Origin of the sequence: Pseudoduganella aquatica (genome assembly GCF_009857595.1) — a bacterium.
Taxonomy (GTDB): Bacteria; Pseudomonadota; Gammaproteobacteria; order Burkholderiales; family Burkholderiaceae_D; genus Rugamonas; species Rugamonas aquatica_A.
The window spans coordinates 1-26,199 of record NZ_WWCU01000026.1 but is presented as its reverse complement, the minus strand read 5'-3'; the positions used below and the strand labels follow the sequence as shown (position 1 = coordinate 26,199).

Here is a 26,199-nt window from a genome sequence, read left to right as displayed (position 1 = left end):
GCAGCGCCAGGGCAAGGCAATGCGGCCGCGAGCTTGCGCCCGGCGGCCTTTTCAGCGCGGAGAAATCAGTTCAACGCCTGGATCGCGAACCACGCGATGGCGGCGCCCGCCACTGCGGTAAACAGCAAGACAGCCTGTGCCCGCTTGGTGCCCAGGGCGCTCAGGGCGGCGTGACGGCGGCCAAGATAAATTTTATTGTGTAAGGAATTGCCCATGATGGCCTCCGAGATCAATAAACCGAATGTCGATGATTCATTATATGAATAGATTCGTGACGCTACTGTGACGGTGGGCACAAACATCGAAATTTGTAGCTGATCAGCAACGGCGTTTCTCGTCGATCAATATTGTCCGCGCAGCTACGCCCCGCCGTTACAGGCGCGCTTTGATGGGCGGCTGTGGCGGTTCCGGTTCTTCTATGGGCGGCGTCTCCGGCAAGGGCGTGTTGTCGGGCGGCGGATCCTTCTCCGGCTTGGGCGCCGGAATGTCCGGCTCGGGCGTGCTGTGCGCGTGGATGCGGCTCATGGTCTTCTCCTTCTGTTCCCGAAACGGAGCACTTGCCTCAAGCTGAAGCGAAGCCCCCCTTCCGAAATGGCAAATTGTGGCGTGCCTGCGCGCGGCCTACACTGGCTCATCGCTTCAATCTTGATGGGCCGACAATGAAACCCGACACCGACGACATCACCCTGTTGCAACAGTGGACCGGAAAAACGGAAACCCTGCATGACGTGGTGCGGCCCGAAGCGGTTGCCGCGCTGGCTGCCACGCTAGACTATCCGAGCGCGCCGCAGCACGGCGCACCCTTGCCGCCGCTGTGGCACTGGATTAATTTCTGGAGCACGGCGCCGCAGTCCGGCCTGGGGCCGGACGGCCATGCGCGCCGGGGCGGCTTCCTGCCGCCGGTGCCGCAGCCGCGCCGCATGTGGGCCGGCGGACGCCTGACCTTCCCCGGCAGCGTGCCGGTCGGCGCCGCCATCAGCCGCACCTCCACCATCCAGGACATCACGCAGAAATACGGCGCAGGCGGCCAGCTCACTTTCGTCACCGTGCGCCATGACATCCACCACGCTGGCCTGCTGGCCATTACCGAAGAACACGACATCGTCTACCGCGACCTGCCCGCGCCGGGCAGCGCCGGCCCCGCGCCCAAGATGCCGCCAGGCGAAGCGCAGTGGACGCGCAAGATCACGCCCGACCCGGTGCTGCTGTTCCGCTACTCCGCCCTCACCTTCAATGGCCACCGCATCCATTACGACCGCAGCTACACCACCGAAGTGGAAGGCTACCCCGGCCTGATCGTGCACGGCCCGCTGATCGCGACCCTGCTGATGGAGTTGCTGTGCGCCGAACTGCCGCAGGCGCGCGTGGCCGAATTCAGCTTCCGCGCCGTCTCGCCGCTGTTCGACATTGCCCCCTTCACCGTCAACGGCCGTCGCAACGCCGACGGCACCGCCACGCTGTGGGCCGCCAACAGCAAGGGCGAACTGGCCATGCAGGCCGAAGCCAAACTGGATTAAAAGAGGAGACACCATGCACACACCAAGCCAGGACCACCAGGACATCCGCGACGCCGTGCGCGCGCTGTGCGCCGAATTCCCGTCCTCCTATTTCCGCGACATCGACCAGCAGCGCGGCTACCCGGAAGCCTTTGTAGACGCGCTGACCAAGGCCGGCTGGCTGGCCGCGCTGATCCCGCAGGAATACGGCGGTTCCGGGCTGGGGCTGACGGAAGCCTCCGTCATCATGGAAGAAATCAACCGCTCGGGCGGCAATTCCGGCGCCTGCCACGGCCAGATGTACAACATGGGCACCCTGCTGCGGCACGGCTCCAAGGCGCAAAAGGAGTTCTACCTGCCCAGGATCGCCAGCGGCGAACTGCGTTTGCAATCGATGGCCGTGACCGAGCCCACCACCGGCACCGACACCACCAAGATCAAGACCACCGCCGTGAAAAAGGGCGACCGCTACGTGGTCAACGGCCAGAAGGTGTGGATCTCGCGCGTGCAGCACTCGGACCTGATGATACTGCTGGCGCGCACCACGCCGCTGGCGGACGTGACCAGGAAATCCGAAGGCATGTCCATCTTCATCGTCGACATCAAGGACGCCATGAAGCAAGGCATGTCGGTGGTGCCCATCCTGAACATGGTGAACCACGAGACCAATGAACTGTTCTTCGAAAACCTGGAGATCCCGGCCGAGAACCTGATCGGCGAGGAAGGCAAGGGATTCAAATACATCCTCGACGGCCTGAACGCCGAGCGCACGCTGATCGCCGCCGAGTGCATAGGCGACGGCTACTGGTTCATCGACAAGGTCACCAAATACGTCAACGAGCGCGTGGTGTTCGGCCGCCCGATCGGCCAGAACCAGGGCGTGCAGTTCCCTATCGCCAAAGCCTATGTGAACCTGGAAGCGGCCAACCTGATGCGCTACAAGGCCTGCGAGCTGTTCGACGCGCACCAGCCCTGCGGCACGCAGGCCAACATGGCCAAGATGCTGGCGGCGGACGCGTCGTGGGAGGCGGCCAACGCCTGCCTGCAGTTCCACGGCGGCTTCGGCTTCGCCCACGAGTACGACGTGGAGCGCAAGTTCCGCGAGACGCGCTTGTACCAGGTGGCGCCCATCTCCACCAATCTGATCCTGTCCTTCGTGGCCGAGCACGTGCTTGGCATGCCACGCTCGTTCTGAGGAGAGCACCATGCGCCCACTCGACGGCATCACCGTCATCACGCTGGAACACGCGATCGCCGCGCCCTTCTGCACCCGCCAGCTGGCCGACCTCGGTGCGCGCGTCATCAAGGTGGAGCGGCCCGGCGTTGGCGATTTCGCCCGCGCCTACGACGCCCGCGCGCGCGGCCTGGCCTCGCACTTCGTCTGGACCAACCGCTCCAAGGAAAGCCTGACGCTGGACGTGAAGCACGGCGAGGCCGCCGTCATCCTGGACAAGCTGCTGGCCGATGCCGACGTGCTGGTGCAGAACCTGGCGCCCGGCGCGGCGGCGCGGCTGGGCCTGTCCTACGAGGCGCTAAAGGACAAGTATCCGCGCCTGGTCGTGTGCGACATTTCCGGCTACGGCGCGGACGGGCCATACCGCGACAAGAAGGCCTACGACCTGCTGATCCAGAGCGAATCGGGCTTCCTGTCGATTACCGGTTCGCCGGACGAACCGGCCAAGGCGGGCTGCTCGATCGCCGACATCGCCGCCGGCATGTACGCCTACACCAACATCCTGGCGGCGCTGATCCAGCGCGGCAAGACCGGGCAAGGCTGCAATATCGACGTGTCCATGCTGGAGAGCATGGCCGAGTGGATGAGCTATCCGCTGTACTACGCGATGGACGGCGCCGCCCCGCCGCCGCGCGCCGGCGCCGCGCACGCCACCATCTACCCGTATGGCCCCTTCCCTGCCGGCGACGGCAAGACGGTGATGCTGGGCTTGCAAAATGAACGCGAGTGGGAGCTGTTCTGCGCCAAGGTGCTGCTGCAGCCGGAGCTGGCCAAGGATCCGCGCTACTCCTCCAATGCGGTGCGCACGGCGGCGCGGCAGGAACTGAGGGAAATGATCGTCAAGGTGTTCTCGGCCCTGAGCGCCGAGCAGGTGATAGCGCGGCTCGACAGCGCGCAGATCGCCAACGCCCACATGAACGACATGCACGACCTGTGGCAGCACGCGCAGCTCAAGGCGCGCGAGCGCTGGGTGGAAGTGGGCACGCCCGCCGGCCCCATGCCCGCGCTGCTGCCGCCGGGCGTGCCGAACACGTATGAAGCGCGCATGGACAGCGTGCCCGCGCTGGGGCAGCACACGGACGCGATCCTGGCCGGGCTGGGATACAGCCAGGACGCCATCGCCACCCTGCGCGCCGCCAGCGCCGTCTAAGCCGGCGGGTTACGGCTTTCAGCCTAACCCGCCCTACGCAGCCGCAGCCGCCAACGCCATCAAGAGCACGTAGGGCGGGTTAGGCCGAAGGCCGTAACCCGCCGAAACAGGAGACACAATGAACGCCATCAACCACCCCAGCCTGGCCCTGGCGACCTTCGCCGCCACGCTGCAATTCGAAACCATCCCGCACGAGGTGCTGCGCCGGGCCGAAGACCTGATGCTGGACTGGGCCGGTTCCGCGCTGGCCGGCAAGGGCGCGCGCCCGGTGGAAACCATCGCGCGCTACGCCGAACAGATGGGCGGCCCCGGTCCCTGCGAAATCCTGATCTCCCGCACCCGTGCCACGCCCATGTTCGCCGCCATGGTGAACGCCGCCGCGTCCCACTACGCCGAACAGGACGACGTCCACAACGGCTCCGTGTTCCACCCCGCCGCCGTGGTCTTCCCGGCCGCGCTGGCCGTGGCGCAGGCGCTGGGCCGCTCCGGCCGCGAACTGCTGACCGCCGTGGTGGCCGGCTACGAAGTGGGCATCCGCGTGGGCGAATTCCTCGGCCGCGCGCACTACAAGATCTTCCACACCACCGGCACCGCCGGCACCATCGCCGCCGCCGCCGCCGCGGGCCGCCTGCTCAACCTCACGCCCGAGCAGATGCTGCACGCCTTCGGCTCGGCCGGCACGCAGGCCGCCGGCCTGTGGGAGTTCCTGCGCGACGCCGCCGACTCCAAACAGCTGCATACCGCCAAAGGCGCCAGCGACGGCCTGATGTCCGCCTACCTCGCCCAGGCCGGCTTCACCGGCGCGCGCCGCATCCTCGAAGGCGCGCAGGGCATGGGCGCCGGCATGACGCGCGACGCCGACCCGGCAAAACTGACCGACCGCCTGGGCTTCCGCTGGACGCTGGCCGAAACCTCCTTCAAATTCCACGCCAGCTGCCGCCACACCCACCCCGCCGCCGACGCGCTGCTGCAAGTGATGCGCGAGCACAGCCTGGCGCCGGAGCAGATCGCCCATGTGGACTGCCATGTGCACCAGGGCGCCATCGACGTGCTCGGCCCCGTGGTCAATCCGCAGACGGTGCACCAGGCCAAATTCTCCATGGGCACGGTGCTGGGCCTGATCGCCGAATTCGGCAGCGCCGGCTTGACCGAATTCGACTCCAGCTTCAATGCGCAGCGCGTGGCCCAATTCCGTGGCAAAGTACACATGGTGCTGGACAAAGAAGTGGACCAGGCCTACCCGGCGCGCTGGATAGGCAAGGTCAGCATCCGCACCACGGATGGCCGCACGCTGCACGGCCGCGTCGACGAACCCAAAGGAGACCCCGGCAATACCCTGAGCCGCACCGAGCTGGAAGACAAAGCCGCGCGCCTGGCCGCCTTCAGCGGGGCCGCCAGCCCGGCTGAAATGGCCGCCCTGGCCGACAAAATCTGGTCCATAAGCCGCATCACCAATATGGGAGACTTGTTATGAGCACTGCCGTACATGCTGCCCCACCCGACGCCAGGCTGGCCCTGGCCCATTCCTTCCTGTTTGTCCCCGGCGACCGGCCCGAGCGCTACGCCAAGGCCTGCGCCTCGGGCGCGGACGTGGTCATCATCGACCTGGAGGACGCCGTGGCCCCCGCAGCCAAGGGCGCGGCGCGCGACGCGCTGGAAAACTGGCTGTCCAGCCCCGAAGGCCGGGCGCCCCATGTGCCGGTGCTGGTGCGCGTCAATTGCGTGAACTCCGGCTGCTTTGGCGACGACCTGATCCTGTGCCACCGGCCCGGCATCGCCGGCATCGTGCTGCCCAAGGCCGAGCGGGTGGCCGACGTGGCCAGCGCCTCGTCCAGCGCGCCGCTGTTTCCGCTGATCGAAACCGCACAGGGCTTCGCCAACCTGAGCCAGATCGTGACCGCGCCGCGCGTGCAGCGGCTCATGTTCGGTTCCATCGACTTCAAGCTCGACATGGGCATCCACGGCGACCGCGACGAGCTGCTCGTTTTCCGCTCGCAGATTGTGCTGGCCTCGCGCCTTGCCGGCCTGCGCCCGCCGGTGGACGGCGTGACGCTGGACCTGGGCGACGGCAGCGCTGCCGAGGACGACGCCCGCTACGCGCACCGCATCGGCTTCGGCGGCAAGCTGTGCGTGCATCCCGGCCAGCTGGAGGCGGTGAACCGCGCCTTCCTGCCATCCGATGAGGAAGTGGCGTGGGCGCGGCGCGTGCTGGCCGCCGCCGAGGACGCGCGCGGCGCGGCCGTGGCGGTGGACGGCAAGATGATAGACAAGCCGGTACTGCTGCTGGCCCAGCGCATCGCCTCCGAGGCGGCGCGCAAGAATCTGCATTAAAAACCCCCAGGGGCCGGCAAGAGCCCTTCACCATCTGGAGACACCATGAAACTGCAATCCCTGCTGTTTGCGGCCGCCACTGTATTCGCGGCCAGCGCCTTTGCGCAAAATCCCATCATCATCAAGTTCAGCCACGTGGTCGCGACCGACACGCCGAAAGGCAAAGGTGCGCAGAAGTTCAAGGAGCTGGCGGAAGCGGCCACCAAGGGCCGCGTGAAGGTGGAGATTTATCCGAACAGCCAGCTGTACAAGGACAAGGAGGAGCTGGAGGCGCTGCAGCTGGGATCGGTGCAGATGCTGGCGCCGTCGCTGTCCAAGTTCGGCCCGCTGGGCGTGAAGGAGTTCGAGGTCTACGACCTGCCCTACATCCTTCCCAGCAAGGCGGCGCTGGAGCGCGTGAACGACGGTCCGGTGGGCAAGGCGCTGCTGAAGAAGCTGGAGGCCAAGGGCATCGTCGGGCTGGCGTTCTGGGACAACGGCTTCAAGGAAATGACGGCCAACAAGCCGCTGCGCACGCCGGCCGATTTCAAGGGTACCAAGATGCGCATCCAGTCGTCCAAGGTGCTGGACGCGCAGATGCGCGCGCTGGGCGCCAATCCGCAGGTGCTGGCCTTCTCCGAGGTCTACCAGGCCATGCAGACCGGCGTGGTGGACGGCAGCGAGAACACGCCGTCCAATATCTACACGCAGAAGGTGCATGAGGTGCAGAAGCACCTGACCGTGTCCGACCACGGCTACATCGGCTACGCCGTCATCGTGAACAAGAAGTTCTGGGACGCGCTGCCGGCCGACGTGCGCACCGCGCTGGACGGCGCCATGAAGGAATCCACCAAGTACGCCAACGACATTGCGCAGAAGGAGAACGACGCCGCGCTGGAAGCGATCAAGAAATCCGGCAAGACCGAGGTCTACACGCTCACGGCGCAGGAAAAAGCGGCCTGGCGCGCGGCCATGCAGCCGGTGCAGAAAACCATGGAAGAGCGCATCGGCAAGGAACTGATCGCTGCCTTCAACAAGGAAGCGGCGGCGGCGGAAGGCAAATAAGCCGCGGGCCTGCCGGCGGGTTACGCTACGCTAACCCGCCCTACGCCCTCAATGTGCCTGTGGTCCCGCGTAAGCCGCCGTGCTCGGCCTCCATCGTACAAATGAAGTCGACCAGCTCGCGCGCATACAGCGGCAATGCGTCGAGCTTCTGCACCACCACGCTGCGTTCGCGCACCGCCCACGGCTCCGTCAATTCCACCAGCGCCAGCTTCATGCTGCGGCTCAGCCGCAGCGCCGACGAATGCGGCAGGATGGCCACGCCCACATTGTTCTCCACCATCCGGCACATGGCCTCGAAGCCACGCACCTGGATGCGCAATTGCAGCCGCTGCCCGGCTTCGTGCGCGGCGCGCGCCAGGAAGTGCTGCAACGTGCTGCCTTCGTGCAGGCCGATGTGCTGGTAGTCCAGCGTTTCCGCAAAACCTATCTGCCCGCGCGTTGCGAGCGGATGGTCTTGCGCCGTCGCCAGCACCAGGCGGTCGGTGGAAAACGGAATGATCTCCAGCCCGGCGCCCTGCACCGGGCCGGCCGCGATGCCGATATCGGCCGTCCCCTCCTGCACGCCGCGCACGATGTCCTGGTTGAGCCGCTCCTCCAGCGCCACGTTCACCTGCGGATGCACGCCCAGGAAGCGGCCCAGCACTTCGGGCATGAATTCGGTGACGGCGGTGGTGTTGGCGAAGATGCGGATATGGCCCTTGATGCCGTTGTTATATTGCTGCATCTCGCTTTTCAGGCGCTCCACCATCTGCATGAACTGCTGCGCGTGGGCCAGCAGCGTTTCGCCCGCGGGGGACAGCTGCACGCCCTTGTTCTCGCGGTACAGCAGCCGCGTGCCGAAGCGCGCCTCCAGCTCCTTGACCCGGTTGCTCGCCGCCGCCAGCGACATATGCATGCGCTCGGCGCTGCGGGTCAGGCTTTTCAGTTCGGCGATATGGATAAACAGGCGTAAATCAGTCAGGTCGAACAGCATGGCGCTCCTCTGGGCTAAGCGCCGATTCTACGCCATTATGGCCCGTCCCGAGGGGCAGCTGGCGTGGCGGCGGGACGCCAGACGTAGGTGGCGACGCTGGCGGGCGGGAGGGTGGCGGTGAAGGCTAGCGCGGCGGCCTGGATGGTGAAGGTGCGCGGCTCGGCGGCGGAGTTGACGGCGATGAGCGCCAGCGTGCCGTCGGGGTTGTCGAAGGCGGCGCTGTCGACGCCGTCCTTGGCCGCGCCGGAGGCGATGCGCCAGGCGCCGGCGCGCGCGAAGCGGCTGGCGTGTGCCAGCGCGTAGTATTCTGGATTGCGCGTGACCACGCCGCCCTCGCCCACCGTGACCACGCCCCGGCAGCCACGGCAGCCGCCGATGCGCGGGCCGCCCTGCCCGTCCAGCGCCAAGTTGCCCAGCATGATGCCCTTGGCCGCGCCGCGCGCCGCGCCCTGCACCAGCGTGCGCGCGAAATGGGTGAGGTTGTCGCTCCAGGCCGGAGCCCAGGCGCCGCCGGAGCATTCGGTGATGTAGCTGTCCTGGCCCGGATGGGCGGCCGCCACAGCGGCCTGCGCGCCCACGTCGCCGGCGTAGCAGTGCCAGGCCACGCCGGCCACGTACTGGCCTGCTGCCTTGTCGGCCAATACCTTGAGCGGGGCTTGCGGAGTGTCGCGGTTGCCGTCCCAGTCCAGTATCAGCGGGCCTTCGTCTTCCAGCAGCGGGCCGAGGTGCTTGCCTATCAGCTGCGCGCGGGCGGCGTCGTCCAGGCGCATGCCGGGGGCGTCGGCGGGCTCGGCGGATGGCTCGTTCTGCACGGTGATGGCGTGGATGGGAATGCCTTCCTCCAGGTAGACGTCCACGTAGCGTTTCAGGTAGCGGGCGTAGGCGTCGAAGGCCTCCGGCTTGAGCGTGCCTTGCAGCAGGCTGCCGCTGGTCTTCATCCAGCCGGGCGCGCTGGCGGGGCTGGCGATCAGTTCCAGCTCGGGGTTGTAGGCCAGCGCTTCCTGCAGCAGCGGCAGCAGGTGGGCGCGGTCGGGGTCGATGGAGAACTGGGCCAGGCCGTCGTCGGTCTGCCCGGGCGGCAGGTCGTTGTAGCTGTAACGGCCGAGGGCGAATTCGTTGGCGCCCAGCGGCAGCCTGGCCACGCTCAGGGCGATGCCGGGCGGCGGGCCGAACAGCTCGGCCAGCAGGGCCTTGCGCTGGGCGGGGTCCAGTTTTTCCGTCAGCAGCCAGGCGGACGAGGCGCTGATGGCGGCGCCGAAGCCGGACATGCGCTGCCGGCGCGCGCTGCGGTCGACGGTGATCACGAGCGGCGAAGCAGGCAGCGGGCCGGCGGTTTCCACGCCGGGCGACCAGGGCGTGAGCGCGCGCGGCGCAGCGCCGAGCGCGATGTCCGGCTGGCGCTGGAGCAGGCGGGACTGGTCGCCGGTGGTGAGCCAGGAGGCCACCATGCCGGGCGCAGGCTGGTCGATGGTGGATTGAGGCGGGACGGCAGCGGCTCCAGAAACGGCGTCCACGGCAACAGGCGCGGCGGCGCGGACGGCGGAGGCCTTGGCGGCTGGCGAGACTGCGGCTGGGGGAGCCGCGGCGGTGGGAGCGGCGGCTTTCGGCTCGGGACGCTGGGCGCCGGGCAGCCCGCCCAGGCCGCCCGCGCAGCCGCTGAGCGCCAGGACGGCGGCGGCGATCAGGGCGGGGGCGGCACGGCGCGCCATGGGCTTACTTGAAGCGGAACAGCACATCGACCGACTGCGACATCTTCATCGCCGTCACCAGCAGCAGATCCGCCGGGTCCGTGTCGTTGCGCTTGGTGTTGGCGCTGTTGCTGTTGCGCGGCCAGTCCACCGGGGCCAGGCCTATAGCCCGGGTGATGTTCTTGATCTCGTCCGACGACACGCCGGCCACCGGACCCACGCGCTTGCCGAAGCCCTTCGCTATCGAGTCCGCCTTGACGGTCGCTTCCTGCACGGCCTGCATCATCAGTTCCGCCTCCACCTTGGCGCGGTCTTTCAGGCCGAAGGTGGCGGCGAAGGCATCCAGGTTCTGCTTTTTCAGCAGCGGCATCATGATGTCGCGCCACTTGCCCAGGTCGCGCACCACGATGTGGATCGAGCATTTGATATCGTACTCAGGCTCGGAGGCGGTAGCGCTGGCCTTGCGGATCTGGCGGCGCATGTCGCGCACGTCCACGTCCGCGTCCGTCACGCCCTGCTCGGCCAGCAGCGCGCGGATCTCCAGCACGCGCTCCTGTATCACGGCCACCGCTTTTTCGGCCACCTGATCGTAGGCCGACACGTCGAAATCAATCTCGCCCATGTCCGGCCCCACGTACATGAAACCGGTGCCGCGCGCGTGGATGAAGGGATAGGACGGCAGCTCGGCAGCGACGGCGCCTTGCAGGGTAGCCAGCGCAAGCGCTGCGGCCAACAGGGATTTTTTCAGCATGGCAAAGTTATAAAATAGTAAATCACAAGTATTGCCGAATGGATAAACTTTAGCAACCGAAATGTGCGCCGCCTAGCCGCCGCCATCCAGTATGGCGAGGAACTGCTCCAGCCCCACCGGCTTCACCAGGTGGACCTGGAAGCCCGCCTCGAAGGCCAGTTGCCGGTCCTTCTGCTGGCCCCAGCCGGTGACGGCCACCAGCACCGTGCTGTGCAGGCCGGGAAGCTGGCGCAGCGCACGCGCCAGGTCGTAGCCGTTCAGTTGCGGCAGGCCGATGTCGAGGAAGGCGAAATCGGGCGCAAAGCCCGCCGCCAGATCCAGCGCCTCCTGCCCGCCGTGGCAGACGCGCACCGTGTGCCCGGCCGCGCTCAGCAGGATGCCGATGCCGTCGACGAAATCGGCATTGTCGTCCACCAGCAGGATGCGGTGCCGCCGCCGCTGGCCGTCCGCGCGCGGCGCCACGACGGCGTCGGCGGGCGGCGGCGGCATCAGCGGCAAGGTCACGGTGAACTCGCTGCCCTGCCCCAGGCCCGCGCTGGCCGCCGCCAGGCTGCCGCCGTGCAGCTCCACCAGCTTGCGCGCCAGCGACAGGCCCACGCCCAGCCCGGCCGTGCTGCGCTCGAGCGACGTGTCCGCCTGCACAAACATCTCGAAGATTTCGCCCAGCATATGCGGCGCCACGCCGATGCCGTTGTCGCGCACGCGGATGCGCAGGCTGTCCCCGTCCAGTTCGGCCAGCAGCGCCAGCTTGCCGCCCCGGTCGGTGTACTTGGCCGCGTTGTTCAGCAGGTTGGACAGCACCTGCGCCAGGCGCGTGCCGTCGCCATGCACGCACACGGGCGGCGGCGGCAGCACCACCTGCAGCTCGTGGCCCAGCGCGGACAGATAGGGCCGCACCAGCTCCAGCGCGTCGCCCACCACCGCGTGCAGCTGCACCGGCTCGCGCCGTATCGCCAGCTTGCCGGTATTGATGCGCGACACGTCCAGCAAGTCATCCACCAGCCGCACCATCTGCTTGAGCTGGCGTTCCATGATGGCGCGCGCCTTGGCGCCGGCGGCCAGGTCGTCCGGGTTCACGCGCAGCATGTCCAGCCCGGTGCGGATGGGCGCCAGCGGATTGCGCAGTTCGTGCGCCAGCGTGGCCAGGAATTCATCCTTGCGCCGGTCCGCCAGCAGCAGCGCGCGCTCGGCGCCCTGGCGCACCGCCATCTCGCGCTCCAGCGTCTGGTTGGCCTCCTGTAGCGCATAGGCACGCCGGCCCACTTCGGCCAGCATATTGTTGAAGGCCGCCACCAGGGTGCCGATCTCGCCGCTGCCGGAAGGCGGCACGCGCAGGCTGAAATCGCGCTTCTGCATCACTTCGCGCGCCACGCCGGTCACCGCCGCCAGCGGCTCGGTGATGCCGCGCTGCAGCCGGCTGGCCACCAGCGCCGCCAGCAGCAGACTGAGCACCATGACCCCGCCCAGGATGGCGGCATAGCTGCGCACCCGGTCTATCAGCCGGTAGCGCGCGCTCAGGTAGATGCTGCCGATGACCTCGCCGTTCTCGACGATGGGATGGTTGACCACCAGCCGCCCGCTCTCGATGCTGTAGCCCGGCCGTCCCGGCTTGTCGGGGAACACCGGCGTGTCCTGCACCGACTGCGCGTAGGCGGCGAACAGCTTGCCGTTGGCGGCGTAGATGGCGCCGGCCTGGATCTGCGGGCGCACCCGCAGCAGCGACAGGTTCTGCCGCGCCGCCGTCTGGTCGTTGAAGCTGAGCGCGGGCATGCTGACCGCCGCCACGATTTCCGCCTGCGTGGTCATGTCGTCCACCCAGTACTGCTGGAACGAGTCGAGGTCGTACAGCAGCATGGCGGCGGAGGACGCAACCAGCGCCACGAAGGTGGTTGCCAGGGCCATCAGTATCAGCTTGCCGCGCACCGTGCCTGGCTTCAGGTGCGCCAGCATCAAGAGCCGCCCTTGTTCACATGGTAGGCCACCGACAGCAGGCGCGAGCTGAGCTTGAGCCTGCTTTTCTCGGCCGCCGGCAGCGACACTTCAAAGCGCACGCGGTCTTCCACCAGCAGGAAATTGATGGTGCCGCCCTGCTGCAGGCCGTCGCTGTTTTCCGTCACACCGAGCGCGCCTGCCTGCTGCGCCGCGCGCAGCATGGCGCCCGGCCGCTCGGCTTCCCTGCCGACAAACAGCATGTGCAGGCCGGCGGGCGGGTCGCCCTCGTGCAGCACGCGCACGGCGATGGCGCGCGCACCGACCTGGCGGCCGGCGGTGATGCGGGACAGTTCGGCGGCGATATCGTCCGCGTCCAGCACGCCCACCACCAGCGGGCCGGCCGCGTCCACGCCGGCGCCGAATTCAACATAGCCGAGGAATTTGTACAGGAAGGCCGCTTTCACGCTGCGCTCCACATTGGCCGGCGCCTGCACGGGCGCGTCCGCCCCGCCGGCCAGGCAGTGCAGGGCCAGGCACAGATAGGCGGCCAGCAGCAGCCAGCGCGCGCTTGACAGGCCGCGCCAGGGCCCGGTCCAGCGTTGCGCCAGGGGCAGCGCAAAGCAGACGGCGCCGGCGGCGGCAGGAATCAGAATCGCCATGTTACTTTCAGCAATGCGCTGCGCTCGAGTACGCTGCGGTTAGGCGCGGCGGCCCATTCGGCATGCCTGGCATGCAGCAGGTTCTGGGCTATCAGCGCCACGTCGACGTCGGGCCGCACACGCCATAGCCATTGCACGTCCATTTCATAATAGGACGGCACCACGGGATGCGGCAGTTTCCCATTGTAGCGCAGCGTCAGGTCCAGTTGCTGGGCATCGGACAGCTCGTGCGAGGAGCGCAGCAGCCAGTGCAGGCGCGGGTCGTTGGGCAGGAAGATGCCGGCCTGCAGGCTGTCGCGGCTGCCCGGCTTGAGGCCCAGCTTGACGTTCTGCGCGGTCAGCCCGCCGCTCAGGCGCCAGTTGGGCGTGGCCTGCCAGCGCGCCCACAGCTCCAGGCCGCGCGTGGTGGCCTGGCCCAGGTTGCGGAATTCGCTGCCCAGCACCGGCAACGGTTCCATGGTGCGCAGCTTGTCGTAGTCGGCATAGAACAAGGTGCCGGAATAGCTCCAGCGCGCGCTGGGCTGCGCGCGGTAGCCCAGCTCGGCCACATTGGCCACCTCGGATTCGAACTGCTGGCCGCCGCCGATAACAAAGCGCGGCTGGCCCGCGATGATGATGGGCGTGCCCGGCACATACCAGTCGCGGTCGATGCGCGAGGGTGCGCGCACGGTGCGCGCCAGGCTGGCCCACAGCAGCTGGGCCGCGTCCGGCATCCACGCCGCGCGCAGGCTGGGCAGGTATTCGGCGCCGGTATAGTTGTTGTGCTCGGCCTTCAGGCCGGCGGTCAGCTTGAACTGCGGCGTGACGGCGATCTCGTCCTGCGCGAACAGATTCCCCCAGTGCATATTGAGCTTGCCGGGCAGGAAGGCGTAGCCGCCGGGTGTGACCTGGTCGCGGCTGTGGCGGTAGCCGCCGCCCCACACCAGGCTGTGCACGCGGCCGAAGCGCACGCCGTGCTGCGCTTCCAGCTCCGCCGTGTCCAGCCGTTCGATAAAGTTGGCCGGCTGGTTGCGCTCGGTATGGTCCAGCACCAGCTGCACGCGCAGGTCGGCATCGCCGGGCAGCTTGCGGGTGTAGCGGCTCACCAGATTGGCGCCCGAGATGTAGATGTCGCGCGTGCCGGCCTGGCCGAGCGCGCCCTGGTAGGCGTTGCCCAGCATGGTGACGCCGCCCTGCAGCACATCCATGTCGGCGCGGAAGCCGGCCTGGCGCCGCCGCATGCCGGTGACGGTATCCTTGCCGGCGGCCGAGGTGGTGGCGTCCACATCCATGTAGCGTGCGTACAGCCGGTAGTGGGCGCCGTTGTCCAGCTTGCCGCCGTAGCGCAGCGTGCCGTCCTTTTCGTCCGCGCCGCCCGCCACGCTGGCCAGGCCGCCCTGCGTGTCATTGGCCGAACGCGTGATGACGTTGATGACGCCATTGACCGCATTCACGCCCCAGATGGTGGCGCCCGCGCCGCTGATGACCTCGATGCGTTCCACGTCCTCCATCACCACGTCCTGCGCGTCCCAGTACACGCCGGAGAACAGCGGCGAATAAACGCTGCGGCCGTCTATCAGCACCAGCAGCTTGTTTTCGAAGGCGTTGTTGAAGCCGCGCGCGGTGACCGCGTAGTTGCGCGCGTCGATACGCGCCACCTGCAGATTGGGCGCCAGGCGCAGCGCCTCGGGCAGGCTGCGCACGCCGCTGCGGCGCAGTTCGCTGCCGGTGATGATGAAGACGGACGCGGCCGCATTGCTCAGCCTTTCGTCCTGGCGCGACACGGAGGTGATGACGATATTGCTCAGCTGTTCAATCGACAGGTCGGCCAGGTCGCTGTCGGCCAGGGCTGCGGCGTGGGCTGCCGGGCCGGCAAGCGAAAGGGAAAGCAGCAAGGGGAGCAAGCTCTGCGGGGCGCGTTTTGTCATGGCCGGACTCTCCAGTGGCTGGTCTGAAAAGATTATAAACATTTCCCTCCGGCCCACCCGTTAGATTTGCAGATTTGCAATTGTTCAGGACAGCGAGTGGGGGCGGATGCAACAGTCCTCCCGCGTTAAGGAGGCGTTAAGAAGCGCTTAGGACGGCCTTAGGCTGGTCAACATTCAACCATCAATGTATTGACCAGCCGCAAGTAGCTGGATAGACTCGCGCTGTTTACGTTTTATGGAGCCCCTTCATGGGCACTTGTTCGAGTGGTAGTTGTAGCCAGGCCCGCCCTGGCTCCGCCCCGGCAAGATAACGCAGGCCTCCCCTGCCGTCATCCTGCCCTGCGCGGATGATGGTGTCTTTCCCGCCCCGGAACCGTTCCGGCGCAGGACTTTCCCCACACTGATTTGTTTGCATGCCCTGCCGGCCCAGCCGCGCGCGCCCCGCCCATGCCCACGCATGCCGGCGCGCCGCCGCTGGCCGCAGGCTTCGTGGCCCGCGCGCGACCGCGCAGGCCGGAACCCGGCTGCCCCCGCGCAGCCCGTATCGGGATTGCTTATGGTTGAACTGTTCTTCCCCCGCCGCGCCGGCGCGGCCGCCACCGTCGCAGCGTGGCGCGCATCCGGCCCCAACCGCTGGGACTGGGCCTTGCTGCCGCTGGTGCTGGCCGTGCTGGCCGCCGCCGGCTTCGGCGCCTCGCAGATGGCGCGCCCCTTCACGCTGGGCCAGCCCGCCGTGATCGCGCTGGACGCCGCCTGGCTGCCCTACTACCTGCTGCGCACCATGCTGCGCATGTTCATGGCGCTCGGCTGTTCGCTGCTGTTCGCCTTCGTGTTCGCTGCGGTGGCGGTCAAGTCCCGCGCCGCCGAAAAGGTGCTGCTGCCGCTGCTCGACGTGCTGCAGTCGGTGCCCATCCTCGGCTTCCAGGCGATTGCCATCGCGCCCTTTATCGCGCTCTTCCCCGGCAATCTGCTGGGCGTGGAATGCGCCGCCGTCTTCGCCATCTTCACCTCGCAGGCGTGGAATATGGCGTTCAGCCTGTACCAGTCCATGCGCAACGTGCCGGCCGAACTGAACGAGGCCGCGCGCGTGTTCTGCCTGTCCGGCTGGCAGCGCTTCTGGCGCCTGGAGCTGCCCTTCGCCATGCCCAACCTGCTGTGGAATATGATGATGTCCATGTCCGGCGGCTGGTTCTTCCTGGTGGCGGCCGAGGCCATCTCGGTGGCGGGCCAGGACATCAAGCTGCCCGGCATCGGCGCCTATATCGCCGTGGCCATCGAGCAGGAAAACGGGCGCGCGATCGCGCTTGCCATCGCGGCCATGCTGGCCGGGATCGTACTGTACGACCAGCTGTTTTTCCGCCCGCTGCTGGCCTGGGCCGACAAATTCCGCTTCGAGGACACCCAGGGCGACACGGCGCAGCGCTCCTGGCTGCTGGACTGGGGCCGCCGCAGCCGCTGGACGCGCAAGCTGACCGGCCAGTTCTGGACCGCCATGCGCGGCACGCTGGGCTGGTTCGCTGCCGCTCCCGCAGGCGCGCGCCCCGCAGCCGCGCCGCCCGCGCCACGCGGAGCGCATGCATGGCTGCGCGGCCTGCTGGCGCGGCACGGCGCACGCGCCTGGGACGTAGCCATTGTCCTGGCCGCGCTGCTGGCGGCCTGGCAGCTGCTCATGTTCGTGCACGGCACGGTGGGCTGGGCCGAGGTGGCGCACGTGGGCGGGCTCGGTTTCATCACCCTGCTGCGCGTGATGGTGCTGATCGCGCTGGCGTCCCTGCTGTGGGTGCCGGTGGCGGTATGGATAGGCCTGCGGCCGCGCTGGGCGCAAGGCGTGCAGGCGGTGGCGCAGTTCCTGGCCGCCTTCCCGGTCAACCTGATGTTCCCGGTGGTGGTCTACCTGATGGTGGCATTGAAGCTCCAGCCCAATATCTGGCTCAGTCCCTTGATGGTGTTCGGCACGCAGTGGTACATCCTGTTCAACGTGGTGGCGGGCGCCTCCACCATACCGAACGAGCTGCGCCTGGCGGCGGACAACCTGGGCCTGAAAGGCTGGCTGAAATGGAAGCGCGTGTACCTGCCCGCCGTGTTCCCGGCTTACCTGACGGGCGCCATCACCGCCTGCGGCGGCTCGTGGAACGCCAGCATCGTGGCCGAATACGTCACCTGGGGCAAAACCACGCTGGCGGCCGATGGCCTGGGCAGCTATATCAAGCAGATGACCGACGCGGGCGACTTCCACCGCATCGCGCTGGGCGTGAGCGTCATGTGCATCTTCGTGATGCTGTTGAACCGATTCTTCTGGACCCGCATGTACCGGCTGGCCGAAAACCGTGGACTGTAAGGAGTAGAACATGGCTGAAAATATTCTGATGGAGCTGGCCGGCGTCGGCAAATCCTTCAACAAGGCGGACGGCGCGCCGCGCGTGATCCTGGACGGCGTGGACTTCTCGCTGCGCAAGGGCGAGATCGTGTCCCTGCTGGGAAAATCCGGCTCCGGCAAGTCCACGCTGCTGCGCATCATGGCCGGGCTGATCGCGGCGGACAAGGGCCGCGCGGCCTATCGCGGCGCGCAGATCAGCGGCCCGGCCGGCGGCGTGGCCATGGTGTTCCAGTCCTTTGCGCTGTTCCCCTGGCTGACGGTGCAGCAGAACGTGGAGCTGGGCCTGGAGGCGCAGGGCGTGCCGCCTGCGGAGCGCGAGCGGCGCGCGGACGAGATGCTGGAGCTGATAGGCCTGGCGGGCTTTGGCGGCGCGCTGCCGCGCGAGCTGTCCGGCGGCATGCGTCAGCGCGTAGGCATCGCGCGCGCGCTGGTCACCAATCCCGATGTGCTGCTGATGGACGAAGCCTTTTCGGCGCTGGACGTGCTGACCGGCGAAACGCTGCGCAACGATATCCTGGACCTGTGGGACAGCGGCCGCATCCCCACGCGCGGCATCCTGGTGGTGTCCCACAATATCGAGGAAGCGGTGATGATGTCGGACCGTATCGTGATCCTGTCCAGCGACCCGGGACGCGTGCGGCACGAGATCGCCATCAATCTGCCGCGCCCGCGCAACGCGGACTCGCAAGAGGTGCGCGACCTGATCGACGAGGTGTACGGCCTGATGACGATGCGCAGCGCGCCCGCCGCCATGCCGGCGGCGCCCGCAGCAGGAGCCGCCACGCCGCCGGACTACCGCCTGCCGGAAACGGACATTAGCCGCATCGAATCGGTGCTGGAGCTGGTGGCCGCCGCGCCCTTCAGCGGCCGCGCCGATTTGCCGCAGCTGGCCGAGGAAACCGAGCTGCCGGACGAGGAACTGTTCCCCACCTGCGAAGCGCTGGCCATGCTGGACCTGGCCGTGGTGGAGAAAGGCGACATCACGCTCACCGCGCTGGGCCAGCGCTACGCGCAGGCGGACCAGCAGCAGCGCCAGGAGCTGTTCGGCCAGCAACTGCTCAAGCACGTGCCGCTCGCCGCCCGCATCCATGCGCAACTGGCGCAGGCGGATGGCGGGTCGGTGGCGGAGGAGCCGTTTATCGAATTGCTGGAGGCGATGCTGGAGGCGGAACAGGCTAAGCGCACGCTGGAGATTGCTGTGGAGTGGGGGCGGTATGGGGAGGTTTATGAGTATGATTTTCATACGCGGAGGCTGATGCTGCCGGAGCGGAGCTCACTTTAAAGGCGAAGTCAAAAGCAACTGCAGAATGGGCGATTCGGAGAGGGCTGGGCGAAGTACGCCCAGCCCTTCGAATCCCACCCTCTCCGTCCAAACAAATAAAAACGGGCTCCCGCAGGGGAGCCCGTTTTTATTTGTTTTTGGCGGAGAGGGTGGGATTCGAACCCACGGTAGGGTCGCCCCTACGCTTGATTTCGAGTCAAGTACATTCGACCACTCTGCCACCTCTCCTGGTCTCGCACTTTCGCGAAGGCTGGATTATAGGTGCCCGCACGGGAAATAGATAGCCCCTTCAGGCAACTTTCCACGCGTCGTATCCGTACACCCAATCAGCGTTCCCTCCTTCGCGCAGCCAGTTGTTGCCGCGCGAGCCGAGCTGGATCTTGGAGGTGCGCTCGATGCGCAGCTCTTCGAACCGGCGCAGCGCGGCGGGAATGCCGCCGGATTGCGTCACGCCGCGCAGAACCCGCGCCAGCACCACGCCGTCTTCGATGGCCATGCCGGCGCCTTGCGCCATGAAGGGCATCATGGGATGCGCGGCGTCGCCCAGCACCACCAGGTGGCCGCTGGCCCAGGCCGGCAATGGGTCGCGTTCGTAGAGGGCGGTCTTGAGCACTTCGTCGCAGGCGTCCAGCAAGACGCGCGCGTCCGGGTGGAAGCCGGCGTAGCTGTCGCGCAGTTCCTGCACGCTGCCTTGCGTGGTCCAGGATTCGAGGTGCCAGCTTTCCTGCGCGGTGGTGGCGAAGATGAAGATGTCCTTGCCCGCGTTGAGGGGGAAGGTGACGATCTGGCTTTCCGGCGTGGGTCCCCACCATTTGGTGAACGCCTGCAGATTCGGCACGCCTGCCAGGCTCTCGGCGGGAACCACGGCGCGGTAGGCGACCACGCCGGTGAAGCGCGGACGCTCCTGGCCGAACATGGCGCTGCGCACGGCGGAGTGGATGCCGTCGGCGCCGACCAGCAGGTCCAGCTTGTGGCTGCTGCCATCGTCGAAGGAGACAGTGGCGCCCTGCTCTTCGGCCTGGATGTGCTCCACGTGCTTGCCGAACAGGACGCGCTCGGCCGGGAAGGCGGCGGCCAGCGCGGCCAGGAGGTCGGCGCGGTGGATGGTCAGTTGCGGGGCGCCGTATTTTTGTTCGGCGGTGTCGCCCATTTCGAGGCGGGATGTTTCTTCGCCGTTGTCCCAGGTGCGGCTGATGCGGTGCGTGGGACGCGCGGCCGTGCGGCGCACGGCTGCGGCTACGTCGGCGCCCAGGCCGTCCAGCGCGCGCACGGCGTTGGGGGTGAGGTTGATGTCGGCGCCGACGCGCAGGAATTGTTTGGTGTGCTCGAAGACCACGACGTCTTGGCCCATTTCGCGCAGGGCGATGGCGGCGGCCAGGCCGCCTATGCCGGCGCCGGCGATGCCGATTTTCAGTTTGCTCATGGTGTTGTCTCCGCTGGGGGTTGCAAGGTGGGTTGACTATAGCAATGCGGATTTTTCTTGTGCGATTTTTGTTCAATGTGTTCAAATATGAACAGATTGGGAGGATGTATGGCGGATGGAGATGGTTCGGTGTCGCGTGCGTTCAGGCTGCTGGCTTTTGTGGCCGGAGGCGGGTCGACGGGGAATTTGAGCGCGCTGGCGCGCGAGGTGGGGATTAACCGCATCACGGCGGCGCGCTTGCTGGCGACGCTGGAGGCGGAGGGGGTACTGGAGGCGCTGCCGCAGGGCGGACACAGGATAGGCGTGCGCTTTTTGGGGCTGGCGGCCGATGCGCTGGGGCAGGATGATTTGATCGGCCATGGGCGGCGCCTGGTTGCGCTGCTGAGCAAGCAGGTGCGCTGGTCGGGGTATATGGTGGAGCTGGATGGGCCGTTTGCGGTGTATCTGGTGAAGGAGGTGCCGCAGACGCCGCTGGTGAGCAATATCCGGCCGGGGAGCAGGCTGCCGGCTTATTTGATTGCGCCGGGACGGGTGCTGATGGCGCGCTTGCCGAGGGAGTCCTGGCGGGGGCTTTATGATGCGGCGCAGGGGGATCCCAGGGGCGGCCGGTTTTCGTTTGAGGAGGTAGAGGCTTTGCTGCTGGATGCGGCGGAGCGGGAGTGCTGCTGGAGTTTTGGGAAGTTTGAACAGGGGATTGATGCGTGCGCGGCGCCGGTGTTTGATGCGGCTGGGGAGGCGGTGGCGGCGATCAGTGTTGCGGGACCGAGTTATTTGCTGATTGACGAGCCACTGCAGAAGCTTGCTATTGAGGACGCCGTTGTGGCGACTGCCAAGCGGCTGTCGGGGGTGCTGGGGGCTGGCTAGCTTTTAAGGCGCACTGCAAAATGGGCGATTCGGAGAGGGCTGGGCGAGTACGCCCAGCCCTTCGAATCCCACCCTCTTCCGTCCAAACAAATAAAAAAGGGCTCCCGCAGGGGAGCCCGTTTTTATTTGTTTTGGCGGAGAGGGTGGGATTCGAACCCACGGTAGGGTCGCCCCTACGCTTGATTTCGAGTCAAGTACATTCGACCACTCTGCCACCTCTCCTGGTGACGCATTTTCCTGCAGCAGCTTGTTTGTGGCGGAGAGGGTGGGATTCGAACCCACGGTAGGGTCGCCCCTACGCTTGATTTCGAGTCAAGTACATTCGACCACTCTGCCACCTCTCCGTTTTCCCACATGCTGCTGCGAGAAGGCAAGATTATAGCAGGCCTTCGCAGAAAGGGAAGGCTTATTTATGCCTTGAGGTGAGTTATTCCACCCATGTAGGGACGCAGCACTTCCGGCACTTCCACCGAACCATCCGCTTGCTGGTAGTTTTCCAGCACGGCGACCAGGGTGCGGCCCACCGCCAGGCCGGAGCCGTTCAGGGTGTGCAGCAGTTCTGGCTTGCCTTGGGCGTTGCGGAAGCGCGCCTGCATGCGGCGCGCCTGGAAGGCTTCGCAGTTGGACAGGGACGAGATCTCGCGGTAGGTGTTCTGCGCCGGCAGCCACACTTCCAGGTCGTAGGTCTTGGTGGCGCCGAAGCCCATGTCGCCGGTGCACAGCGACATCACGCGGTAAGGCAGGCCCAGGTCCTTCAGGATGCGCTCGGCGTGGCCGACCATTTCTTCCAGCACCTCATACGAGGTGTCGGGATGCACGAGCTGGACCAGTTCCACTTTGTCGAACTGGTGCTGGCGTATCATGCCGCGCGTGTCGCGGCCGTAGCTGCCGGCTTCGGAGCGGAAGCATGGGGTGTGGGCGGTCATCTTCAGCGGCAGCGCGTCGGCGGCCAGGATTTCGTCGCGCACGATGTTGGTCAGCGAGACTTCCGAGGTCGGGATCAGGTAGAAGGTCTCGCCCTCGCCTTCCGCGCCGCCCTTCTTCACCGAGAACAGGTCGGCTTCGAATTTCGGCAGCTGGCCGGTGCCGCGCAGGGAGTCGGCGTTGACCATGTAGGGCGTGTAGCATTCGGTGTAGCCGTGCTCGCCGGTGTGCGTGTTCAGCATGTACTGCGCCAGCGCGCGGTGCAGGCGGGCGATTCCGCCCTTCATGACGGAGAAGCGCGAGCCGGTCAGCTTGGTGGCGGTGTCGAAGTCCAGGCCCAGGGCCGCGCCCACGTCGACGTGGTCTTTGACTTCAAACTCGAAGGCGCGCGGCGTGCCGACTTTGCGCACTTCCACGTTGCCGCTTTCGTCCTTGCCGACGGGGACCGATTCGTGCGGCAGGTTAGGCACCGCCTGCATGAAATCGCCCATCTGCGCCTGCACGGCCGACAAAGCTTGTTCGTTGTTCTTCAGCTCATCGCCCAGGCCGGCCACTTCCGCCATCACGGCGGTGGTGTCTTCCCCTTTGCCTTTGAGCATACCGATCTGCTTGGAAAGCGAATTGCGCTTGCTTTGCAGTTCTTCGGTGCGCATCTGGATCGCTTTGCGTTCCGCTTCGAGGGCGTTGAAACCGGCCACGTCCAGCTGGAACTTGCGCGTCGCCAGGCGGGCTGCGACGGTGTCAATATCTTTACGGAGAAGTTGGATGTCTATCATGGGAGTTGCCGCTAGGTCGGAAAGACAGCAATTGTACCAAGACGAGGCCACTTCTTTCGAGTTTTCAGCCCTCCAGCCTGCTGCTTCTGAAAAACCGCCCCGTTTCAGATCAGGGCGGCTTTCTCGGCTGCGGTCAGGCGTTTGACGGCGACCACCACGACAGGCATCTTGGCAGGGGCTGCGGCCACGGTAGCGACGGCGGCGGCGGGGACTTCGATCACGGGCGTGCTGGCGGTAGCGTAGCTGGTGGCAACGGCCAGCGAAGCGGCGGCGACGAAGATGATTTCCATGTTTTTCAGTACGTTCATTTTAAGCTCCTCAGGTGGTTGGGACTACGTTGTGTGCTGCGATGTTTGTACTGTACCTAAAGGCTCCCCGCCCTTCCATCGGCGTGCGATGAAGCGCAAAAAACGGGGCATGAAACGCAGAAAACGGCCGAAATCCGGAACCGGGCTCTGCCGCACTCTCCCCAAATTCGGGGTCTGACCCCGGGGTTTGGGAAATGCGGCAGAGTCCGCTTGTAGGATTACATTTAACGGTATAGGACTAAATCAGGGGGACGGGCGGCAAGGTGGTGTCAGCGACGATGTGTCCGGGGCACCAAGGCGGACTCTGCCGCATTTTTACCACTCCGGGGTCAGACCCCGGATCGGGGGAGATGCGGCAGAGTTCGCTTGTAGGATTAGGTTTAGCGGCGTAGGGCTAAGTCAGGGCCTGCGGCGATTCCCCGCACTGACAACTGCTATCAGGCGTTCTGCGGGAACAGGGCGCGGCGGGTTTCTTCGTCGAAGTCTTGCTTCAGCGTGACCTTGTCCTTCAGCGCCAGCGCGCGCGCCACTGCCGGACGGGCCGAGATTTCGGTCATCAGGCGCTGCACGTTCGGGTAGTCGCTCAGGCCTTTTTCACCCAGGATGTAGCCGGCGAAGTTGGCCCAGCCCCACAGCGCCATGTCGGCGATGGTGTATTCGTCGCCGGCCAGGTATTTGCTCACGCCCAGGCGCTCGTCCAGCACGCGGTAGTGGCGCTCCACTTCTTTCAGGTAGCGGTTCTGCGCATACGCCAGCTTTTCCGGGGCGTGGTGCAGGAAGTGCACGGCCTGGCCGGAGAACGGCGACAGGCCGGTGGCGATGAACATCAGCCAGGACAGCATGGCGGCGTGGCCTGCGGCGGTCGACGGCAGGAACTGACCGTGCTTGGCGGCCAGGTGCAGCAGGATGGCGTGGGAGTCGAACACGATCACGCCGTTGTCGTCCAGGGCCGGCACCTTGCCGTTGGGATTGATGCTCAGGAAGGCGGCCTGGTGCTGCTCGCCCTTGAAGGTGTCCACCGCGATCAGTTCGAACGGCGCGCCCAGTTCCTCCAGCAGCAGCGCTGCCTTCATTGGGTTGGGCGAGGTGTGGAAGTAGAATTTCAACATGTGCATTTCCTTTGTAAGGGTTTTTCGTTTAACTGCATGCATGGTAGCGGCCGAAACCGCTCTTGCCGTACAATCTGGACGATGAACTCATTCGATAAAATTGCACATGTTGTCTGAAGACGAACTGGCGCTGCTGGACGCGATCCGCAGCAGCGGCAGCCTGTCGCGCGCGGCGGCACGGCTGGGCAAGGCGCCGTCCACCGTGTCGCACCAGGCGCGCCAGCTGGAATCGCGCTTCGACGCCCTGCTGTTCGACCGCCGCCGCTACCGCCTGCAGCTCACGCCCGCCGGGCAGCTGCTGGCAGACGAGGCCGAGCGCCTGATGCGTGACGCCGCGCGCATGGCCCAGCGCGTGCGCCAGGTGGCCAACGGCTGGGAGGACAGGCTGTGGATCGTCACCGACGAGCTGTTTGAATTCGACCTGCTGGCACCGCTGGTGGCGGACTTCGACGCCCTGCAGTCCGGCGTGAGCCTGCGCTTCAGCAGCGAGGTGCTGGGCGGCACATGGGAGGCGCTGCGCGACGGGCGCGCCAGCGTGATCGTCGGCGCCACCAACGAGCCGCCCGCCATACCGGAGCTGCGCTGGTTCGAGCTGGGAGCTATGGAATGGGTGTTCGCGGTGGCGCCGGCCCATCCGCTGGCGCGCGCCAAGGCGCCGCTGCAGCGCGACGAGATCGCCGCGCACCGCGCCGTGGTGGTGGCCGATTCGGCGCGCGTCAGCGGGAGCCGGGCTTATGGCACGGTGGGCGGCCAGGCGGCGCTGGCGGTGCCCAGCATGCGCGCCAAGGCGCTGGCGCAGCGCCAGGGATTGGGCGTGGGCTGGCTGCCGCGCCAGCGCGTGTCGGCGCTGCTGGCACGCGGCGAACTGGTGGAGAAGGCCACCGCCAATCCGCGCGAACCCAATGTGCTGTACGTGGCCTGGCGCGGCAGCAGCGAGGGCCGCGCGCTGGCGTGGTGGCTGGAGCGCCTGCGCGAGCCCACGCTGAAGCAGCGCTTGCTGGCAGGCGGCAGGCCGTATGACTAGGGGCTGGGCGTAGCCAATATATAGTCATCCATGTATGATTGGATAATTGATTACTGCTAGCGCTCCATGCCAACGTCCATCATCGCCATCGAAGAAAAACAGAGCAGTGGCGAGAGCTCGAACGACATTGCAAACCACATCGCGGAGGCCATCGCGGCGCGCAAGCTGCCGCCGGGGACCAAGCTGCGCGAGGAGGCTTTGTCGCGCCTGTATTCGGTCAGCCGCACCAAGATACGCGCCGCGCTGCTCATCCTGTCCAAGGACAAGCTGATCCAGATGGTCCCGGACAAGGGCGCCTTCGTGAGCCAGCCCAGCGAGAAGGAGTCGCGCGACATTTTCGCCGCGCGGCGCATCCTGGAAGCGGCACTCGCCAGGGAGTTCGTGGCCAAGGCCGTCGCGGCGGATTACAAGATGCTGGAGCGGCACCTGGAGCTGGAGCGCAAGGCGCTGGGCGACCACAAGGTGCGCTCGCAGCTGCTGGGCGACTTTCATGTGCTGCTGGCGGAAGTGGTGGGGAACCAGGTGCTGCACGAGATGCTGAGCGAACTGGTGGCGCGCAGCTCGCTCATCACCATGCTGTATCAGTCGGACCGCGACGCGGTGTGCTCGTCGAACGAGCATGAGGAATTTTTGAATGCGGCCAAGGCGGGCGACGCCGAGCTGGCCGCCAGGCTGATGCTGGAGCACCTGCTGCACGTGGAAGCCGCGCTGCGCTTCGACTCCAGCGGCGCCGCGCCGGATAAGGACCTCGTGGCGGCGCTGCTGAAGTAACGGCGGGTTATGGCTCCGCCTAACCCGCCCTACGCATGCTTGTGCCGTATCCGTAGATACTGTTATGCCGGTCAAGCGTTTTGAAGCTCCTGATTGAATGGTTTGCCAGATTTTAAGACGCCGAAAGCAACGTGGACGAGCTTGCGCATCATGGCGCCGATCACCAGCTTGGCCGG

General features: G+C 66.6%; 23 protein-coding genes, 3 tRNA genes and 1 pseudogene. 11 read left to right on the top strand and 16 right to left on the bottom strand.

Going from position 1 to position 26,199, the window contains the following annotated elements; genetic code table 11:
• Positions 1-65 precede the first annotated feature (65 nt).
• Both GTP77_RS30230 and GTP77_RS30225 read right to left on the bottom strand, forming a co-directional pair.
• Positions 66-215: a hypothetical protein gene (locus GTP77_RS30230; RefSeq protein WP_187358784.1), complete on the bottom strand. Its 150-nt coding sequence runs from the start codon at positions 213-215 to the stop codon at positions 66-68.
• Between the two features lie 157 nt (positions 216-372).
• The gene (locus tag GTP77_RS30225) at positions 373-525 is read right to left on the bottom strand and encodes a hypothetical protein (protein ID WP_187358783.1); all 153 of its coding nucleotides are present in this window, start codon (positions 523-525) and stop codon (positions 373-375) included.
• Positions 526-659: 134 nt separating this feature from the next.
• On the opposite strand from GTP77_RS30225, the gene GTP77_RS20385 reads away from it, so the two are divergent.
• The 6 genes from GTP77_RS20385 (at position 660) to GTP77_RS20360 (ending at position 7,255) form a co-directional block, all read left to right on the top strand.
• The gene (locus GTP77_RS20385; RefSeq protein WP_161073985.1) at positions 660-1,517 is read left to right on the top strand and encodes an HTD2 family dehydratase; all 858 of its coding nucleotides are present in this window, start codon (positions 660-662) and stop codon (positions 1,515-1,517) included.
• Between the two features lie 13 nt (positions 1,518-1,530).
• Entirely contained in the window at positions 1,531-2,691 is a 1,161-nt protein-coding gene (locus GTP77_RS20380; RefSeq protein ID WP_161073984.1) for an acyl-CoA dehydrogenase family protein, read from the top strand.
• 10 nt (positions 2,692-2,701) lie between these two features.
• Positions 2,702-3,880, top strand: coding sequence for a CaiB/BaiF CoA transferase family protein (locus GTP77_RS20375; protein ID WP_161073983.1), 1,179 nt, complete (start codon positions 2,702-2,704; stop codon positions 3,878-3,880).
• 118 nt (positions 3,881-3,998) lie between these two features.
• On the top strand, positions 3,999-5,354 hold the full coding sequence (locus GTP77_RS20370) for an MmgE/PrpD family protein (RefSeq protein WP_161073982.1): 1,356 nt from the start codon (positions 3,999-4,001) through the stop codon (positions 5,352-5,354).
• Positions 5,351-6,211: an HpcH/HpaI aldolase/citrate lyase family protein gene (locus GTP77_RS20365; RefSeq protein ID WP_161073981.1), complete on the top strand. Its 861-nt coding sequence runs from the start codon at positions 5,351-5,353 to the stop codon at positions 6,209-6,211. Before GTP77_RS20370 ends, GTP77_RS20365 begins: the two co-directional genes overlap by 4 nt.
• Before the next feature lie 45 nt (positions 6,212-6,256).
• Entirely contained in the window at positions 6,257-7,255 is a 999-nt protein-coding gene (locus GTP77_RS20360; RefSeq protein WP_161073980.1) for a TRAP transporter substrate-binding protein, read from the top strand.
• A 40-nt stretch (positions 7,256-7,295) separates the two neighbouring features.
• Here the strand turns inward: GTP77_RS20360 and GTP77_RS20355 are convergent, their stop codons facing one another.
• The 6 genes from GTP77_RS20355 to GTP77_RS20330 all read right to left on the bottom strand — a co-directional run bounded on the left by GTP77_RS20355 (position 7,296) and on the right by GTP77_RS20330 (position 15,165).
• Entirely contained in the window at positions 7,296-8,228 is a 933-nt protein-coding gene (locus GTP77_RS20355) for a LysR family transcriptional regulator (protein ID WP_161073979.1), read from the bottom strand.
• Positions 8,229-8,263: 35 nt separating this feature from the next.
• On the bottom strand, positions 8,264-9,937 hold the full coding sequence (locus tag GTP77_RS20350; RefSeq protein WP_161073978.1) for a glycoside hydrolase family 30 protein: 1,674 nt from the start codon (positions 9,935-9,937) through the stop codon (positions 8,264-8,266).
• Positions 9,938-9,941: 4 nt separating this feature from the next.
• Positions 9,942-10,667: an SIMPL domain-containing protein gene (locus GTP77_RS20345; protein WP_161073977.1), complete on the bottom strand. Its 726-nt coding sequence runs from the start codon at positions 10,665-10,667 to the stop codon at positions 9,942-9,944.
• Positions 10,668-10,739: 72 nt separating this feature from the next.
• On the bottom strand, positions 10,740-12,617 hold the full coding sequence (locus tag GTP77_RS20340; RefSeq protein WP_161073976.1) for a sensor histidine kinase, YfiR-like protein-associated: 1,878 nt from the start codon (positions 12,615-12,617) through the stop codon (positions 10,740-10,742).
• Positions 12,617-13,258, bottom strand: a complete 642-nt coding sequence (locus GTP77_RS20335) for a TOL_0243 family YfiR-like periplasmic protein (protein ID WP_161073975.1) — start codon at positions 13,256-13,258, stop codon at positions 12,617-12,619. Before GTP77_RS20335 ends, GTP77_RS20340 begins: the two co-directional genes overlap by 1 nt.
• Entirely contained in the window at positions 13,246-15,165 is a 1,920-nt protein-coding gene (locus GTP77_RS20330) for a TOL_0244 family TonB-dependent receptor (RefSeq protein ID WP_161073974.1), read from the bottom strand. Before GTP77_RS20330 ends, GTP77_RS20335 begins: the two co-directional genes overlap by 13 nt.
• A 556-nt stretch (positions 15,166-15,721) precedes the next feature.
• On the opposite strand from GTP77_RS20330, the gene GTP77_RS20325 reads away from it, so the two are divergent.
• The gene (locus GTP77_RS20325; protein WP_161073973.1) at positions 15,722-17,503 is read left to right on the top strand and encodes an ABC transporter permease; all 1,782 of its coding nucleotides are present in this window, start codon (positions 15,722-15,724) and stop codon (positions 17,501-17,503) included.
• A gap of 10 nt (positions 17,504-17,513) precedes the next feature.
• On the top strand, positions 17,514-18,824 hold the full coding sequence (locus GTP77_RS20320) for an ABC transporter ATP-binding protein (RefSeq protein ID WP_161073972.1): 1,311 nt from the start codon (positions 17,514-17,516) through the stop codon (positions 18,822-18,824).
• Between the two features lie 138 nt (positions 18,825-18,962).
• Here GTP77_RS20320 and GTP77_RS20315 read toward each other — a convergent pair.
• Positions 18,963-19,052: transfer RNA gene (locus GTP77_RS20315), tRNA-Ser, on the bottom strand.
• A 61-nt stretch (positions 19,053-19,113) separates the two neighbouring features.
• Complete coding sequence (locus GTP77_RS20310; protein ID WP_161073971.1) at positions 19,114-20,247, bottom strand: FAD-dependent monooxygenase; 1,134 nt, start codon at positions 20,245-20,247, stop codon at positions 19,114-19,116.
• Between the two features lie 108 nt (positions 20,248-20,355).
• Between GTP77_RS20310 and GTP77_RS20305 the strand changes: the two genes are divergently transcribed.
• Complete coding sequence (locus GTP77_RS20305; RefSeq protein ID WP_161073970.1) at positions 20,356-21,111, top strand: IclR family transcriptional regulator; 756 nt, start codon at positions 20,356-20,358, stop codon at positions 21,109-21,111.
• 132 nt (positions 21,112-21,243) lie between these two features.
• Here GTP77_RS20305 and GTP77_RS20300 read toward each other — a convergent pair.
• The 5 genes from GTP77_RS20300 to GTP77_RS20280 all read right to left on the bottom strand — a co-directional run bounded on the left by GTP77_RS20300 (position 21,244) and on the right by GTP77_RS20280 (position 24,228).
• Positions 21,244-21,333 (bottom strand) — tRNA-Ser (locus tag GTP77_RS20300).
• Positions 21,334-21,365: 32 nt separating this feature from the next.
• Positions 21,366-21,455, bottom strand: a tRNA-Ser gene (locus tag GTP77_RS20295).
• A gap of 66 nt (positions 21,456-21,521) precedes the next feature.
• On the bottom strand, positions 21,522-22,811 hold the full coding sequence (gene serS, locus GTP77_RS20290) for a serine--tRNA ligase (protein WP_161073969.1): 1,290 nt from the start codon (positions 22,809-22,811) through the stop codon (positions 21,522-21,524).
• Positions 22,812-22,915: 104 nt separating this feature from the next.
• The gene (locus tag GTP77_RS20285; RefSeq protein ID WP_161073968.1) at positions 22,916-23,119 is read right to left on the bottom strand and encodes a hypothetical protein; all 204 of its coding nucleotides are present in this window, start codon (positions 23,117-23,119) and stop codon (positions 22,916-22,918) included.
• 437 nt (positions 23,120-23,556) lie between these two features.
• Entirely contained in the window at positions 23,557-24,228 is a 672-nt protein-coding gene (locus GTP77_RS20280; protein ID WP_223149372.1) for a glutathione S-transferase family protein, read from the bottom strand.
• Between the two features lie 106 nt (positions 24,229-24,334).
• Between GTP77_RS20280 and GTP77_RS20275 the strand changes: the two genes are divergently transcribed.
• Together GTP77_RS20275 and GTP77_RS20270 are read left to right on the top strand one after the other, a co-directional pair.
• The gene (locus tag GTP77_RS20275) at positions 24,335-25,252 is read left to right on the top strand and encodes a LysR family transcriptional regulator (RefSeq protein WP_161073967.1); all 918 of its coding nucleotides are present in this window, start codon (positions 24,335-24,337) and stop codon (positions 25,250-25,252) included.
• A 66-nt stretch (positions 25,253-25,318) separates the two neighbouring features.
• The gene (locus GTP77_RS20270) at positions 25,319-26,023 is read left to right on the top strand and encodes a GntR family transcriptional regulator (protein ID WP_161073966.1); all 705 of its coding nucleotides are present in this window, start codon (positions 25,319-25,321) and stop codon (positions 26,021-26,023) included.
• A gap of 71 nt (positions 26,024-26,094) precedes the next feature.
• Here GTP77_RS20270 and GTP77_RS31275 read toward each other — a convergent pair.
• A pseudogene (locus tag GTP77_RS31275) lies at positions 26,095-26,199 on the bottom strand (IS110 family transposase); the annotation flags it as partial.

Excerpts from the sequence above, each read along its gene's own strand:
- GTP77_RS30225 (WP_187358783.1), bottom strand. The coding sequence starts at position 525 with ATGAGCCGCATCCACGCGCACAGCACGCCCGAGCCGGACATTCCGGCG.
- GTP77_RS20330 (WP_161073974.1), bottom strand. The coding sequence starts at position 15,165 with ATGACAAAACGCGCCCCGCAGAGCTTGCTCCCCTTGCTGCTTTCCCTT.
- GTP77_RS20340 (WP_161073976.1), bottom strand. The coding sequence starts at position 12,617 with ATGCTGGCGCACCTGAAGCCAGGCACGGTGCGCGGCAAGCTGATACTG.
- GTP77_RS20345 (WP_161073977.1), bottom strand. The coding sequence starts at position 10,667 with ATGCTGAAAAAATCCCTGTTGGCCGCAGCGCTTGCGCTGGCTACCCTG.
- GTP77_RS20275 (WP_161073967.1), top strand. The coding sequence starts at position 24,335 with ATGTTGTCTGAAGACGAACTGGCGCTGCTGGACGCGATCCGCAGCAGC.
- GTP77_RS20380 (WP_161073984.1), top strand. The coding sequence starts at position 1,531 with ATGCACACACCAAGCCAGGACCACCAGGACATCCGCGACGCCGTGCGC.
- GTP77_RS20335 (WP_161073975.1), bottom strand. The coding sequence starts at position 13,258 with ATGGCGATTCTGATTCCTGCCGCCGCCGGCGCCGTCTGCTTTGCGCTG.
- GTP77_RS20285 (WP_161073968.1), bottom strand. The coding sequence starts at position 23,119 with ATGAACGTACTGAAAAACATGGAAATCATCTTCGTCGCCGCCGCTTCG.
- GTP77_RS20350 (WP_161073978.1), bottom strand. The coding sequence starts at position 9,937 with ATGGCGCGCCGTGCCGCCCCCGCCCTGATCGCCGCCGCCGTCCTGGCG.
- GTP77_RS20355 (WP_161073979.1), bottom strand. The coding sequence starts at position 8,228 with ATGCTGTTCGACCTGACTGATTTACGCCTGTTTATCCATATCGCCGAA.
- GTP77_RS20320 (WP_161073972.1), top strand. The coding sequence starts at position 17,514 with ATGGCTGAAAATATTCTGATGGAGCTGGCCGGCGTCGGCAAATCCTTC.
- GTP77_RS20270 (WP_161073966.1), top strand. The coding sequence starts at position 25,319 with ATGCCAACGTCCATCATCGCCATCGAAGAAAAACAGAGCAGTGGCGAG.
- GTP77_RS20325 (WP_161073973.1), top strand. The coding sequence starts at position 15,722 with ATGGTTGAACTGTTCTTCCCCCGCCGCGCCGGCGCGGCCGCCACCGTC.
- serS (WP_161073969.1), bottom strand. The coding sequence starts at position 22,811 with ATGATAGACATCCAACTTCTCCGTAAAGATATTGACACCGTCGCAGCC.
- GTP77_RS20375 (WP_161073983.1), top strand. The coding sequence starts at position 2,702 with ATGCGCCCACTCGACGGCATCACCGTCATCACGCTGGAACACGCGATC.
- GTP77_RS20385 (WP_161073985.1), top strand. The coding sequence starts at position 660 with ATGAAACCCGACACCGACGACATCACCCTGTTGCAACAGTGGACCGGA.
- GTP77_RS20310 (WP_161073971.1), bottom strand. The coding sequence starts at position 20,247 with ATGAGCAAACTGAAAATCGGCATCGCCGGCGCCGGCATAGGCGGCCTG.
- GTP77_RS20365 (WP_161073981.1), top strand. The coding sequence starts at position 5,351 with ATGAGCACTGCCGTACATGCTGCCCCACCCGACGCCAGGCTGGCCCTG.
- GTP77_RS30230 (WP_187358784.1), bottom strand. The coding sequence starts at position 215 with ATGGGCAATTCCTTACACAATAAAATTTATCTTGGCCGCCGTCACGCC.
- GTP77_RS20370 (WP_161073982.1), top strand. The coding sequence starts at position 3,999 with ATGAACGCCATCAACCACCCCAGCCTGGCCCTGGCGACCTTCGCCGCC.
- GTP77_RS20305 (WP_161073970.1), top strand. The coding sequence starts at position 20,356 with ATGGCGGATGGAGATGGTTCGGTGTCGCGTGCGTTCAGGCTGCTGGCT.
- GTP77_RS20360 (WP_161073980.1), top strand. The coding sequence starts at position 6,257 with ATGAAACTGCAATCCCTGCTGTTTGCGGCCGCCACTGTATTCGCGGCC.
- GTP77_RS20280 (WP_223149372.1), bottom strand. The coding sequence starts at position 24,228 with ATGTTGAAATTCTACTTCCACACCTCGCCCAACCCAATGAAGGCAGCG.